The organism is Streptomyces sp. NPDC005408 (assembly GCF_040606445.1).
Classification (GTDB): domain Bacteria; phylum Actinomycetota; class Actinomycetes; order Streptomycetales; family Streptomycetaceae; genus Streptomyces.
In genome coordinates, this window is sequence record NZ_JBEXEX010000010.1 from 18,967 (window position 1) to 33,589 (window position 14,623).

Sequence of the window (14,623 nt, forward strand, 5' to 3'; positions counted from 1 at the left end):
GAAAACCCGTGATGATGCGGAGTCGGTCACTCTCGACGACGACGCGACACTGCATGCCATGGGCTATCCCCGGAAACTCACGCGCAGGTTCCGGGCGTTCGACAATTTCGCCATCTCCTTCACCATCATCAACATCCTCTCCGGGATCTTCTCGGCGTTCGGCTTCGGCATGGGCGCGGGCGGACCGCGGATCCTTGTCTTCGGCTGGATCGGCGTGTCGGTCATGGTGCTGTTCGTCGGCGCTGCGATGGGCGAGATCGCCTCCGCCTACCCGACGAGCGGCGCTCTGTACTTCTCCGCGGGCAAGCTCGCCAAGCGGCACAAGGGTGCCTGGTCCTGGTACACGGGCTGGCTGAACTTCGTGGGCCAGGTGGGCGGTACGGCCGCGACCGGCTACGCCGCCGCCACCTTCGTCCAGGCCTTCATAGTCATGCAGTGGCCCGACTACGAGGTGACGGCGCAGCGCACGGTCCTCATCACGGCGGTGATCCTGGTCCTCCAGGCACTGGCCAATACGTACACGGTGCAACTGATCGCCGCGCTGAACCGTATCTCCGTGTGGTGGCTGCTGATCGGCATGGTAGTGATCGTCGTCGCCCTGACCGTGAAACCGACGCACCATCAGTCGGCCTCGTTCGTCACCCATTTCGCGAACAACACTGGTTTCACCAATGGCATCTACGCCGCAATGCTGGGCCTGCTCGTGACCAGCTGGACCTTCACCGGCTTCGACGGCAGTTTCCACATGTCCGAGGAGACCGTGAAGGCGACGGTCAACACGCCCAAGGGCATCATGCGGGCGATCGGTTACTCCGCGGGCACCGGACTGATCCTCATGCTCGCACTTGTGTACGCGATCGACGATTACGCGGCCGAGGCGAGCGCCGCCGCGCCACCGGTTCAGATTCTCATCGATGCGCTTGGCATGGGCACAGCGAAACTGCTTCTGCTGATCGTGATCGGCGCCATGCTCTTCTGCGGCCTCGCCAACATGACCAGCAATACCCGCCAGATCTTCGCCTTCTCCCGCGACGGCGCGATGCCCGGCTCCCGTTGGTGGCATTCGGTGTCCCTGCGGACCCGTACACCGGTCAATGCGGTGTGGCTCGCCGCGGCCTGCTCCATGGCGCTGATCATTCCCGCCTGGTGGTCCCACACGGCCTTCACCGCGATTGTGAGCGTCAACGTCGTCGGGCTCTATCTCGCCTACGGGGTGCCGATCTTCCTGCGGCTGCGGCTGAACGACTTCGAGCCCGGCCCGTGGAACCTGGGGCGTTACGGCAAGCTGGTAGGCGTGATCGCCGTGACCTGGATCGTCTTCAGCAGTGTGCTGTTCATGCTGCCCCAGGTCTCTCCGATCAGCGGGACGACGTTCAACTACGCCCCGATCGCACTGGGAGTGGTGCTGCTCATCGCCACGGTGTGGTGGTTCGCCACCGCCCGTCGCCGCTTCCAGGGGCCGGTCAGCTACGGCAGCCCCGACGAAGTGGCCGCCATGGACCTGATCTGACCGGCAGCTGATCGACACCGCACACATCATCCACGGGAAGGGATACAGAACGCATGAACCCCCTCGGCGAAGCCCCTCAGGCACAAGGCACCGGTGAACTCACCGTCACCGCCGCCTCGTTGGAGGACTGGCACCAGGTGGCGGGGTGGGCCGCCGAGGAGGGGTGGAATCCGGGCCGCGGCGACGTGGCCTGTTTCCACCCCACCGACCCCACGGGCTTCTTCATCGGCCGCGTGGGCGACGCTGTGATCTCGTCCGTCTCGATCGTCAACTACTCGGAGCAGTACTCCTTCCTCGGCTACTACCTCGTCCACCCCGACCACCGTCGGCAGGGTCGTGGTCTAGCCACCTGGCAGGCGGCCTTCCCGCACGCCGGAACCCGCACCATCGGCCTGGACGCCGTCCCCGAGCAGCAATCCACCTACGGCCGCGCCGGGTTCAAGTCCGCCCATGACACCCTCCGTTACGGCGGCCGCCCCGAGCGCTCCGGCACCCCGGCGACGGACGTCGTGCCTGTCACTGCGGCGCACATCGACGCGATCGCGGCATACGACCGGCAGTGCTTCCCCGCCGCCCGGCGCGCCTTTGTGTCGCGCTGGCTGACTGCGCCGGGGCATGTCGCCCACGCCCGTGTGCGCGCGGGGCGCATCACCGGTTACGGCGTGATCCGCCCGGCCCGCGACGGCCATCGGATCGGGCCGCTGTTCGCCGACACGCCCGAGGACGCCGAGGCGCTCTTCGACAGCCTCACCGCCCGTCTCGGGCCCGAGGACGAAGTGTCCATCGACATCCCCGAACCCCGGCAGGCAGCAGGGGCCTTGGTCACGGCGCGCGGTCTCGAAGCGCGCTCGCACACCGTGCGCATGTACACCGGCCCGGTCCCCGAGATCCGCGCGGAGCGCACCTTCGGCGTCACGACGCTCGAACTCGGCTAGGTCCTGTCCGGTCGATCAGGCCGGATCAGGGAGCGGGGTCTGGCGTGGTGCATCGCAAGGCGGAGGAAGGAGCCGACGCGGAGCGTCGGCGACTGACGACAACGCAGCGAGGTGCCGTGCCAGGGCACGCGAGCCCCGGCAAGATCGGCCGGACAGGGCCTAGACGGACTCCGGTGGGCGTGCTCACGCCCCCGGTGTGAGTCAGGACGTCGAGGCCGAGCTCGTGGCCGGGGAGACGGGCGTGCTTGAGCTGTTGGACGCGTCGGGCTTCAAGGCCGCGGAGGAGCCGGTCGACGGCGACTCAGGGGCCGAGGAGCCCGACGCCGGTGTTTCCGACGACGACTCAGAAGAAGGCGACTTCGACGAGGGCGACTCGGAGGACGGCGACTCGGACGAAGGGCTGTTGGACGACGGGCTCTCGGACGACGGGGACGTCGGCGGGCAGGGACTGCTGGACCCGGGCGAGGGCTGTGCCGGGGGAGGGCAGGGCTTCTGCGGCGACACACCCGTGGACGGCGAGGACGTCTTCGGGGACGTGGGCGGGCGGGTCACGGGCGGCGGTGGCGGAACCTTCTTGTCGTGACGGCCGTGGTGGTCACCGGGCTTCCGCTCGAACCAGTCCTTGCGGTGCGGGTCGAAGACGATGAACACGTTGATCACCGTGACGGAGGGCCGCACCTCCACAATCCTCGTCGGCTGGAATCCGGACCACTTCGGGCCCGTCATCCGGGCGCCGCCCTTCACCTCCTTCGGCGTTTGCAGCGGATTGCCGCATGCGCAGCGCACGCGCGGAACGCCGTGGTCGTCGACGAGGACGGCCGTACCGGCCTGCAGCACCGACTGATACTCGGTGGACGCGCCGTTCTTGTAGCCGTGGTTGGTGACCCGGGTGTCATAGCTCAGCCGAAGGGGGGTCAGCGACCGCAGATACCCGGGAACCTGGGCGGAGGTGATGCCCAGCACAGAGGCGAACGCGCTGTTCTTGGCCGGGTCCTTGGAGAGATAGCCGATCTGCTTCTCGACGTTGCAGCTGGCCGTCTGCTGCGTCCCGCCGTACACGCCGCTGTCGTCACCGTTGAGGTTCGTCGCGGGCGGGGCGGGCGGCTCCTTGGGTGGGGCCTCAGTGTCCGTCGACGGGGGCGTGTACGGAGCCTCGCCCGCAGAGTTGACGGGGTCCCTGATGATCTCGTCGGCCGCGGCCGTGCCGCCTCCCCCCGGACGGGTGAGGACGATGGCCAGCACCACGGCGGCGACCAGCGCAATGCCGATCGTCGCGATTCTGGGGACGGACCGCCACCAGGGGCGCTCCGGCTCCCCGCCTGGGCCCTGCGCCGGCCCGCCGCCTCCGCCAGAGCCTCCCGGTCCACCGCCGCCACCTGTCGGGGGCCCTGGGGGAGTCCCGGGCGGCGGCGTGGGACTTTGCTGCGTCGGGCCGGAGAGGGGGCCGGACGGGGGGCCTGTGGGGCGGTCGGACGACGGCGGTTGGGCGCTCACGAGCCCTTCCTTCCAGCGTAGGAATCATCCGGCGCAGGAGTCGTTCAGCGCAGGAAGCTCGACACAGGAATGCCAGTGAATACGGGCAATAGCGAAAGATGCCCACTATCACGCATACCGTGCCTATTGTGTGCTCCATACCCGTACGGCCCGCAAGCCGACGCGGTCGGCCCACCCGGCGGGCGGAGCGCCGGACCCCTGCTTAGCGTGGCAGCGTGAGCTTCCAGGAGACCGGCGACCGGAGCCGTACGACGCGTGCCTCCCACGGCTGGGGCGACGCCCTGGTGGCGGTACTCGCCGGGCTGATCGCCCTCTTCGCCACGGCCGCACTCGGCCTGTGGGCCGCGGGCGCAGCCGACCTCCCGGGAAACGCGTTTCCCAGCGTCGTCGCGGCCGTCGTCGTCATGGCCGTCGGCGGCACCGTGGAACTCTCGGGCGACGCCGGATTCATCGCCGAGACCAAGGCCGACCTCAGCGTGCTGCCCCTGTCGGTCACCCTCGCCGGTGCCCTCGTCATCGCCGCCGGATTTCTGCGTCCGCTACGGCACCGAGCCGTCGCCGGGACGCGCGAACTCATGGGCTGGGCAGGGCGGTTGGCCGTGCTCTGGGCGCTGGCGCTCATCGGCCTCTCGGCCCTTGCCCGCCACACGTTCGACATCCCGCTCGGCGAAGGAACCGTCGGCGACATCGGCGACCTGCTCGACGCATCCCCCAAGGTGGGTTTCCGCGCCGACTTCGCGCTCACGCTGGTCCTCGGCCTGGTGTGGCTGGCGGGACTCCTGGTCCTGGCCCTGCTCGTATCGCGCAAAGCGCCGCTCCCCGCCCGTCTGCTGCGTTTCCAGGAGTCGGTGCGCCCGGCCGCGTTCGCCATGGTCGTGCTGCTGCTCGCCTACGTCGTCGTGGGAGTGGTCATCGGACTGGTCGTCGCCGCGACCCGCGGCCATACCGCCGAGACCTTCGCCGTCATCCTGCTCGGACTGCCCAACCTCGTCTGGCTCGCCCTCACTCTCGGTCTCGGCGCCTCCTGGGACGGAAGGGTCGACGGCCCCTTCGGGCTCCCCATGCCGCACGTGCTGGACTCGGTGCTGCGCACACCGGAGAACTCCACGCTCAATCTGAGCTCGCTCTCCGACTACGACGAGCGGGTGTGGTGGCTGGTCGTCGTCGCCGCGGTGATGCTGCTGGGTGCCGCCTTCCTGATGGCTGCGCGGTCACCTGCCAGGATGCGGGCATGGCAGCACGCCCTCCACATGGCCGTGGGCCTCACGCTCACGGTGCTGACCATCTGCCTCGTCGCGCCGGTCGACGCGCACTACGGCCTGTCCCTGCTGGGCATCGGTGACCTCGGCGGCGGCCTGGCGGGAGTGGTGACGCTGAGTCCGCAACTGTGGTCCGCGCTCGGCCTGGCTGTCCTCTGGGGACTGGTCACCGGATTCCTCGGCAGCCTGCTCGCCTCGCGCGTACACCGCCGGGGCGAGGTCTGAGCCAACGGTCGAACCACGTTCAAACGCCGGTCACACATCAGGGCCGAGCCCGGGAAACACCGGCCTCGCCCAGCGCGGCGGCAGGGGCGGCGGCCCCATCTCCTGGACCTTCCTGGCCGCGCGCACATCCACCTGCGTCGGCGCATGGTCGCCGCCGGCCGCCTTCGCCGTGCCCGCGACGCGCAGCGCCGAGACGAACTCCAGGCAGCTGTCGTAGCGGTCGTCCGGCGACTTGGCGAGAGCCTTCGCCAGTACGTCGTCGAGCCCGGCCGGAAGATCGGGGCGCTGCCCGGTCAGCGGCGGCGGCGGATCGAACTGATGGGCCCACAACAGCGCCATGTCGTCGTCACGTTGGAAGGGAGGCGTCCCTGCCATCGTCTCGTAGACGACACAGGCAAGGCTGTAGACGTCGCACCGGCCGTCCACCGGGCGGCCCGAGATCTGCTCCGGGGCCACATAGTCGAGGGTCCCGACGAACTGGCCGACCGTCGTGAACCCCGTCAGCGACAGCGACTTCTTCGTCAGCCCGAAGTCCGTGAGGTAGACGTGCTCGGGGTGCTCGCTGTCCGTGCCCGCCGCGATCAGGATGTTGCCCGGCTTGACGTCCCGGTGCACCAGATCGTGGTCGTGGGCGGCGTCGAGCGCGGACGCGACCTGGGCGGCGATCCGGCCCGCTGCACGCACGGAGAGCGGCCCCTTGCGGTCCAGAAGGCCGCGCAGATCCTGTCCGGCGACAAAGCGCATGGCGATGTAGAGGATGCCGTCGGTCTCGCCCGCCTCGAAAATCGGCACGATGTGCGGGTGGTCGATGGCGGCGGCGACCCGTGACTCGTGCGTGAAGCGCTGACGGAACGTGTCGTTGCGGGCGAGTTCGGGGGCGAGCAGTTTGAGGGCGACGGTGCGGTCGAGCCGCAGGTCCTTGGCACGGTAGACGACCGCCATGCCGCCGCGGCCGATCTCGCTCTCGACGAGATACCCGGCGATCTGCTTTCCGAGCAGCTCGGAGGGCCTTCCGGCGGGCAGGCTGGTGTCGCGCGGGGCAGGGGCCATCAGGGCTCACCGGGCCGCGTGGGCGGATGGCCTGGGTAGTCGCCCGGGGAATCTCCTACAGGCGGCACCGGGCGCGTCTCCTCCACCTCGCCAGGGCCGGCCACCCGCGTCGGTTCCGGCGGTGGCCCGGTACCCGGCTCCGACGGCGGCGTCCCGGCGGCGGGCCCGTACGGCGCCGCGTACGTGCGGAGCCTCTGCCCGTCGCAGTACACCCACCGCTCGTGCTCGGCGTCGTACAGCCAGACCGACTCGCCGTCCACGACCATCCCCACCCGCAGCCCCCGCGTCCGGCGGTGGAACGTCTCCCCGTCGGTCCGCCCGGCCGACAGATCCTCCGCCGCGCTGCGGTACAGGCTCAGCGTCTCCTCGACGCGTGCCATCAGCGGCCGCGGATCTGCCGTACGGGCCATCGGCCGCCCGGCGGCCGGGGGTTCCTGCGGTACGGAGACCAGCAGACGGCCGTCGACCCACGCCGACCAGCCGTTCGCGCACAGGATCTGCCCCCAGTCCCCGCGCCGCTCGACCAGCCGTACGGGAAGCAGCGGGTCCAGCGGCTCGGTCGGCAGGGACACGTCCGGGGCCTCCCAGGCGGGCAGTCCGTCCTGGGGGACGACGTGTGTCGGGCGGAAGTCATCGATCGTCATCAGTGATCCTCGCCCCTACTTCCGCATGATGGCGGGTTCATGGCGGCGCAGCAGCTTCGCGACCGCGTATCCGAAGACGACCGAGAGCACCACCAGCATGCCCATGTTGAGCAGCCACACCGCGGTGTCGTGCTCGAAGAGGGGATCCGCCGTCAGTTTGCCGGGGACGATGCGGGACAGCCCGATCGTCCCCGCCATCGCGCCGAGTGCCCACCGGGCGGGCACCAGCCACGCCAGCTGCTCGATCCCGGGAACCCCGTCCAGTTTCAACAGCGCACCGCAGAACACGACCTGGACGATGGCGAGGAGCACCAGCAGCGGCATGGTGACCTCCTCCTTGCGCACCAGCGCGGACACCAGCAGACCGAGCATCATCGCGGTGAAGGACAGCAGCGCCACGGCCAGGGTGATCTCCACAAGCGGCGGCATCAGCACCCCTTCGCCGCCCGGGGCGGAGAGGTCGACGCCGACGAGACCGACCAGCGTCAGGACGACGGCCTGCAGCACCGTGATCGTGCCGAGCACCACGACCTTGGACATCAGATACGCGGACCGGGACAGCCCGACGGCGCGTTCCCGCTGGTAGATGACCCGTTCCTTGACCAGCTCCCGTACGGCGTTGGCCGCGCCCGTCAATACCCCGCCCACACACAGGAGGAGCAGGGCGTTCATCGCCGTTTCCTGGGTCAGCTTGCTGCCGGCCAGGGCACGTGTCATCGCTCCCATCACGAACGGCAGCGCGACCATGATGACCAGGAAGGTCCGGTCCGCGCCGAGCGCGGCCGCGTACCGGCGCACCAGGGTCCACAGCTGCGTCCCCCAGCTCTGCGCCTTCGGCGGCGGCGCGACGTGGCCCGCCGCCCCGCCCTGCGGCAGCAGCGGCTGGGCCGTGGAGTTCGCGATGTACTGCCGGTGGAAGGGCGAGTCGCGATACGTCCCCGCCCAGTCCCGGTCCCGGTCGTTCTCGAAGGCCTCGAACGCCTCCGGCCACTCCTCGAAGCCGAAGAAGGGGAGCGCGTCGTCCGGCGGCCCGTAATAGGCGATCCGGCCTCCGGGCGCCAGTACCAGCAGCCGGTCGCAGACATCCAGGCTGAGGACGCTGTGCGTGACGACGATGACGGTCCGGCCGTCGTCGGCGAGGCCGCGGAGCATACGCATCACCGAGCGGTCCATGCCGGGATCGAGCCCGGACGTCGGCTCGTCGAGAAAGAGCAGCGACGGCTTCGTCAGCAGCTCCAGGGCCACGCTGACCCGCTTGCGCTGGCCGCCCGACAGACTGTGGATCGGCTGGGCCACTCGCTGCTCCAGCCCCAGCTCCCGCACCACCTCGGCCACCCTGGCCTGCCGTTCGGCCTTCGCGGTGTCCTGCGGAAAGCGCAGCTCGGCGGCGTATCCCAGAGCCCGGCGCACACCGAGCTGCGAGTGCAGGATGTCGTCCTGCGGTACGAGCCCGATGCGCTGGCGCAGCTCCGCGTAGTCGCGGTACAGGTCGCGGCCGTCATAGAGGACGGTGCCCTGGTCTGCGGGCCGGAGCCCGGTGAGCGCGTTGAGGAGCGTGGACTTGCCCGCGCCGCTCGGCCCCACCACGGCCAGCAGACACTTCTCGCCCACGGGGAACGACACATGGTCGAGGAGTGTCTTACGGCCCCGGTCCACCGAGACCGCCAGGCCCTGGACGTCGAGCGAGACCTCGCCGGTGTCGACGTACTCCTGCAGCTCGTCGCCGACGAGACAGAAGGCCGAGTGGCCGATACCGACGATGTCTCCGGGCAGAACCGGTGCGCGGCCGACCGGCTGGCCGTTGAGGTAGGTGCCGTTGTGCGAACCGAGGTCGACGATCTCGTAGGTACCGTCCGGGTGGGCTTCCAGCTCCGCGTGCCGGCGCGAGACGACGAGATCATCGATGACCAGGTCGCTGTCCGGGGCGCGCCCGATGCGTACGGTGCGCACCGGCAGCGGACGCACGGTGGTCGGCTGCCGGAACGTGCCGGTCGCGGAGGGCATGGAGACGGCGGACGGGCGGTCCGCCGCATGCGGTACAGCGGCCGGGGGATCCCTGCCCACGAGAACGGCGCGCGGGCCGTCGGCGGCATTGCCGAACCGGATGACACTGCCGGGGCCGACGCCCAATTCGTGGATCCGCCGGCCGTCGGTGTAGGTGCCGTTGGTGCTGTCCTCGTCCTCGATCGTCCAGTGGTCGGCCTCGGGCCGCAGCACCGCGTGGTGCCAGGACACCCGGGCATCGTCGATGACGATGTCGCTCAATGGGTCGCGCCCGACGTGATAGTCCCGGCTCGGACTCATCACCGTGGAGCCCGCGTCGGTTTCGAGGACGAGTTCGGGCGCAGTCGGCGCGACAGGCCGCTCTCCCATGTTCGAATTCTAGCGATTGGTCCATGTCTGCGCCCGCCGCGATCCGCCGCCCGTGCCCCGTCGCCCGCCGGCTCTGCCCGCTGTCAGGCCGCGCGGGGGCGGGACTGGAAGAGCTGGGTGTAGTAGCGGCCCTCGGTCTCAAGACCGGTCGGGTCGTGACCCGCCATACGGGTCTGTTCCACGGCATTGCGCTGTTCCGCCGGACCGGTGAACAGGCGCTGCGGATAGGTCCCCGACGGGTCCGTCCCGGTGACCAGGCCGAAAGCAGACAGAGCGGAGATCACCGGCTCGTAGTCGACGGTCCGCAGAACGAACGCGGTGACCCAGAGCGGAACCTCGGCACACTCCATGAGCGCTTCGAAAGTGCGACGGGTGATGTAGCCGATGCCGCCGGTGACCGTGATCAGCCCGGTGCCCGCGACGGCGCGCCGCAGCCGGGGGCTGGGCGAGTGCTGCTCCAGGTTCTCGGCGTACCCCTCGTCGAGCAGGCCGACGGCAACGGCATAGCGGACGGCCTGGTCGGCGGCGTCGAGGCCGATGACCGGGGTCGCGTCCGTACGGCGTCGCGAGGCGTAGAACTCCTTGTCCAGATCGATGAGTTCGGCGGTGCTGAGACCTTCCGCATCGGGGCCTGTGTAGTGCGCGTACAGCTCGGCGAGCGTGAGGTCGTGGTTGAGCAGCGCGGCGTTGATGCCGTACGAGCAGCACAGATCGAGGACCGTGACGGGGCCGCCGGTGCCGGGGACCGCGGCCCGGGCGGCGCGGGCCCGGAGGAACACGTCCTGGGCTTGGTGCGGTATCTCGTACTCCAGCGGGGCGAGGCGGCGGAAGTAGGCGCGCGGGTCCGGCCGGTTGTAGATGTCGTCGAAGCGGCTCTTGCCGGGTGTGGTGGTGCTTGTCCGTCCTCGGTTCATGCGACATACCTCCGCGGTTGGGGAACAGCCTGTGACTGGAAACGTCTATCCGACGTCCGGTGGCGGCCGGTAGGGCGCGGGGGCGGAACCGGCCACCTGCGCGGATGTACGGATCTTTGGCCGTTCCGCTCGGGTCGTGGCCCGTAATGAACGCTACGCCGGGCGGCGTCGTAATACACGGCAGGCCACCCCGCCCACCCAGGAGGTCTGCCGCGGATGACTGTCCATCGTCGCACTGCAGCTGCCGTCGCGCTCGTCGGTGCCGTGCCACTCGTACTCACCGTCGCCGCCGCCGGCGCCGCCCAGGCACACGGCGCGCCCACCGATCCCGTCAGCCGGGTCGCCGCCTGCAGCTCCCAGGGCGTGCAGCGAGCCTCGGCGGCCTGCCGGGCCGCCATCGCCGCCAACGGGGGATCGGCCTTCGAGGACTGGGACAACCTGCGCGTCGCCGACGTACGCGGCAGAGACCGGCAGGTCATCCCGGACGGACAGCTGTGCAGCGCCGGCCTGGACGAGTACAGGGGGCTGGACCTGGCCCGTACGGACTGGCCTGCGACGCCCCTGAAGGCCGGATCCGCCTTCACGCTCACCTATCGGTCGACCATCCCGCACGAGGGAACGTTCAGCCTGTATCTCACCAAGCAGAGCTACGATCCGTCGGAGCCGCTGCGCTGGGCCGATCTGCAGCCCGCGCCCTTCGCGACGGCCACCGACCCGGAGCTGCGCGACGGTTCCTACCGGATCTCCGGCAGGCTCCCGGAAGGTCTCACGGGCCGTCATGTTCTGTACACGATCTGGCGGAACTCCAGCACACCGGACACGTACTACTCCTGCTCCGACGTGGTGATGGCGGACCGCGAGCAGTCCAACGACAGCCCGCAGGGCGGCGGTACGGAGCCGAGCGTGGCGCCACCCAGCGACCCACCGCCGACCGAGACGCCGCCGAGTGACGCCGCGCCGACCGAGGCGGCGCCGAGCGACGCCCCGGCCGGTGGGCAGCAGGCCGCCCGGCCGCCCGCCGAGCCCATCGGCCGGCAGGCCGCGGCCGCGGCGCAACGGGAAGACGACTCGGCCGTGCTGATCGGCGGGGCCGCCGCCCTGCTCGCGCTGGTCGCCGTGGTGCTGTCCATCGTCCTCAGGCGCCGCGTCCGTACGTAGGAGCCCCGCTCTACGAGCGGGAAAGGCGCAGCGTCAGGATCTGGAACGGCCGCAGCGTCAGCGCCACCCCACCGTCCTCCCGCACGGACACCTGCTCGCCCGGCAGGGGACGCTCCAGCAGATCCGTGATCTGCGCCCCGGCCGGCGGGAAGCCCGTGCGCACGGTCGCCTGCGCGCGGCCGCCGTGAGCCTCGTAGAGCCGTACGACCACGTCGCCAGAGCGGTCGTCCGCGAGCTTCACCGCCTCGACCGTCACGGCCGGATTGTCGCTGCTCACCAGCGGCTCGATGCTCCGGTCCGCGTCCGCCACGCGCAGCGGCAGATTGAGGGCGTACCCCTCCGCGATCGCGTCCTCGACCGTGGCGCCCGGCAGCAGCGCGTAGGTGAAGCGGTGCTTGCCCTGGTCCGCCTCGGGGTCCGGGACCCGGGGCGCGCGGACCAGGCTGAGGCGGACCGTCGTGGTCGTCCCGCCGTCGTCGCGGGTCGTGCGCGTGACATCGTGTCCGTACGTCGAGTCATTGATGACCGCGACGCCGTAGCCAGGCTCGCCGACATGCACCCACCGGTGTCCGCAGACCTCGAAACGGGCCGCTTCCCAGCTGGTGTTGGTGTGGGTGGGCCGGTGGACATGACCGAACTGGATCTCCGCGGTGGACCGTTCGGCACGGACGTCGACCGGGAAGGCGGCTTTGAGGATCTTCTCGGCCTCGTGCCAGTCGATCTCGGTCTCCACGTCGATACGGCGGCTGCCGGCCCGGACCTTGACGGTCTGAACGATGCGCGACCCCTTGCCGAAGGCGCGCTCGATCCGTACCGCGGCGACCAGCGGGCCGCTCTCGACGACGGTGACCGACTCGGCGTCGAGCAGATCGGTGAAGCGGTTCTTGTAGTGCTTGTCGATGTCCCAGGCGTCCCAGTAGTTGGGCAGATCGCTGTGCAGCCGCAGCAGATTGCCGGGGGCGGCGAGGACTTCGCGGTCCGCGACCAGATCGCGCACGGACGCCAGTGTGCCGTCCGCGGCGAACTCGACGCGGACCAGGCCGTTGTCGAGGACGCGGTCCGTCACCGAGACCGGCTGCGGGGCCGTCCCCGCGCCGAGCGGGGCGCTGCCGCTCGCCGGGACCTCGGTGTGGACGGGGGTGCCGTCCCGGCCGGTGATCACCTCGGCGCGGGCGCGCGGGGCCGTGTTGAAGACGTACGCAGTGCCCGAGCCCAGCGCGGTGAGCGCCTCCCCGGTCAGCGCCTCCAGTTCCCGTGCCACCCGCGCGTACTCCGCCTCCGCCTCGCGGTGCACCCAGGCGATCGACGAACCCGGCAGGATGTCGTGGAACTGGTGCAGCAGGACCGTCTTCCACAGCCGGTCCAGCTTCTCGTACGGATAGGCGTAGCCCGGCGCGTGCAGCGCCGCTGCTGTCGCCCACAACTCGGCCTCACGCAGCCGGTGTTCACTGCGGCGGTTGCCCTGCTTGGTGCGGGCCTGCGAGGTGTACGTGGCGCGGTGCAGCTCCAGATAGAGCTCGCCGGACCAGACCTGGTCGGCAGGGATCTCCTCCCGGGCCGCGGCGAAGAAGGCGTCCGGATGCTCGACCCTGACCCTCGCGGAGCCCTCCAGATTCGCCAGTCGCCTTGCGCGTTCCATCATCTCGCGCGTGGGGCCGCCGCCGCCGTCCCCGTGCCCGAAGGGTGCGAGCGAGCGCGTACCGCGGCCCTTGTCCTGGTAGTTGCGGACCGCGTGCGCCATCTCCTTGCCGGAGAACTCCGCGTTGTAGGTGTCCACCGGCGGGAAGTGCGTGAAGATCCGCGAGCCGTCGATGCCCTCCCACCAGAAGGAGTGGTGGGGCAGTTTGTTGGTCTGGTTCCAGGACAGCTTCTGGGTGAGGAACCACTCGTTGCCGGCCAGCTTCGCCAGCTGCGGATAGGCAGCGTTGTAGCCGAAGGAGTCCGGCAGCCAGACGCCCTTCGTCTCGATGCCGAAGTGCTCGATGAAGAAGCGCTTGCCATGGACGAACTGGCGGGCGACGGCCTCGCCGCCGGGCAGATTCCCGTCGGACTCCACCCACATTCCGCCGACCGGTGCCCACTGGCCGTCCGCGACGGCCTTCTTGATGCGCTCCCACACCTTCGGGTAGGTGTCGCGGACCCATTCGTACTGCTGGGCCTGCGAGCAGGCGAAGACGAACTCCTCGTACTCCTCGGCCAGCGCGGTCACATTGGAGAAGGTCCGCGACGTCTTGCGCTTGGTCTCGCGGATCGGCCAGAGCCAGGCGCTGTCGATGTGGGCATGGCCGACGGCCGACATCGTGTGCGCGCTCGCGTGCGCGGGACGCGTCAGGACCGGCCGCAGCAGCTCCCGTACATCCGCCGCCGTGCCGGAGATGTCGTCCAGATCCAGGGCGTCGAGCGCATGGTCGAGCGCGAGCATGATCTCGTGCCGGCGCGGCTCGTGCTCGCCGAGCTCCAGCATCAGTTCGCGCAGGACTTGAACGTCGAGGCCCAGGTGCCACACCTCCTCGTCGAGTACGGCGAGATCGGCGCGGGCGAAGGTGTACAGGGGCTTACGGCCCGCGGTTGCCTTGTCGCCGAGTGGGGTAGGTCCGCGGAAGTCGTTGGCGAGGATGTCGGGGTTGGACGCGGCCTCGATGAAGTAGTCGATCCGCTCTCCGCCCGCCGCCGGATGGGCCACCGGTACGTACTGGTTCTGCGGGTTGACGGCCTTGAGCGGGCTGCCGTCCGGGGTGTGGACCAGGGCCTCGGCCTGGTTCCCCGGCCAGTCGCCGACGAAGCCGAGGTCGAAGACGGTCTCGACGCGGCGGCCCGCCCACCCGGCGGGGACCTCGCCGCGGACCTGGAACCAGGTCGTGCCCCACGGCGGCCCCCACAGAGTGCCCATCGCGAACGGTTCGTACGTCTGGGACACGGCCTCGGCGAAGGGCACCGGCTCGTCCGGGGCCTCCCAGGCCGCGACGTCGAGCGGGAGTGTCGCGGCGTAGGCGGCGGGCTGGATGCGCTGCTCCAGGATGCGTTCGACGCGCTCCTCGATGCGGCGGCGTTCGTCGTGCAT

Annotated in this window: 10 protein-coding genes; 4 read left to right on the forward strand and 6 right to left on the reverse strand. The window is 70.2% G+C overall.

Features of this window, described 5'->3' with window-relative positions:
- The first annotated feature begins 58 nt into the window (after positions 1-58).
- The gene (locus ABZS64_RS12525) at positions 59-1,510 is read left to right on the forward strand and encodes an amino acid permease (RefSeq protein WP_355827141.1); all 1,452 of its coding nucleotides are present in this window, start codon (positions 59-61) and stop codon (positions 1,508-1,510) included.
- 53 nt (positions 1,511-1,563) lie between these two features.
- Positions 1,564-2,445, forward strand: a complete 882-nt coding sequence (locus ABZS64_RS12530; RefSeq protein WP_355827144.1) for a GNAT family N-acetyltransferase — start codon at positions 1,564-1,566, stop codon at positions 2,443-2,445.
- A gap of 201 nt (positions 2,446-2,646) precedes the next feature.
- Here ABZS64_RS12530 and ABZS64_RS12535 read toward each other — a convergent pair whose 3' ends face one another.
- Positions 2,647-3,690, reverse strand: a complete 1,044-nt coding sequence (locus ABZS64_RS12535; protein WP_355827147.1) for a DUF6777 domain-containing protein — start codon at positions 3,688-3,690, stop codon at positions 2,647-2,649.
- Positions 3,691-4,154: 464 nt separating this feature from the next.
- Here ABZS64_RS12535 and ABZS64_RS12540 point away from each other — a divergent pair, with 464 nt between their 5' ends.
- Positions 4,155-5,423 (forward strand): streptophobe family protein, encoded by a 1,269-nt coding sequence (locus ABZS64_RS12540; protein ID WP_355827149.1) that lies wholly within the window; start codon positions 4,155-4,157, stop codon positions 5,421-5,423.
- Positions 5,424-5,453: 30 nt separating this feature from the next.
- On the opposite strand, the gene ABZS64_RS12545 is transcribed toward ABZS64_RS12540, so the two are convergent.
- The 4 genes from ABZS64_RS12545 to ABZS64_RS12560 form a co-directional block, all read right to left on the reverse strand.
- Positions 5,454-6,473 (reverse strand): serine/threonine-protein kinase, encoded by a 1,020-nt coding sequence (locus tag ABZS64_RS12545; protein WP_355827151.1) that lies wholly within the window; start codon positions 6,471-6,473, stop codon positions 5,454-5,456.
- Positions 6,473-7,117, reverse strand: a complete 645-nt coding sequence (locus ABZS64_RS12550) for a hypothetical protein (RefSeq protein ID WP_355827154.1) — start codon at positions 7,115-7,117, stop codon at positions 6,473-6,475. Before ABZS64_RS12550 ends, ABZS64_RS12545 begins: the two co-directional genes overlap by 1 nt.
- Before the next feature lie 15 nt (positions 7,118-7,132).
- Entirely contained in the window at positions 7,133-9,490 is a 2,358-nt protein-coding gene (locus tag ABZS64_RS12555) for an FHA domain-containing protein (RefSeq protein ID WP_355827156.1), read from the reverse strand.
- A gap of 83 nt (positions 9,491-9,573) precedes the next feature.
- Positions 9,574-10,404, reverse strand: coding sequence for a hypothetical protein (locus ABZS64_RS12560; protein WP_355827159.1), 831 nt, complete (start codon positions 10,402-10,404; stop codon positions 9,574-9,576).
- 216 nt (positions 10,405-10,620) lie between these two features.
- Here ABZS64_RS12560 and ABZS64_RS12565 point away from each other — a divergent pair, with 216 nt between their 5' ends.
- Positions 10,621-11,562, forward strand: coding sequence for a lytic polysaccharide monooxygenase (locus ABZS64_RS12565; protein WP_355827160.1), 942 nt, complete (start codon positions 10,621-10,623; stop codon positions 11,560-11,562).
- A gap of 10 nt (positions 11,563-11,572) precedes the next feature.
- Here ABZS64_RS12565 and ABZS64_RS12570 read toward each other — a convergent pair whose 3' ends face one another.
- Entirely contained in the window at positions 11,573-14,623 is a 3,051-nt protein-coding gene (locus tag ABZS64_RS12570) for a glycoside hydrolase family 38 C-terminal domain-containing protein (RefSeq protein WP_355827163.1), read from the reverse strand.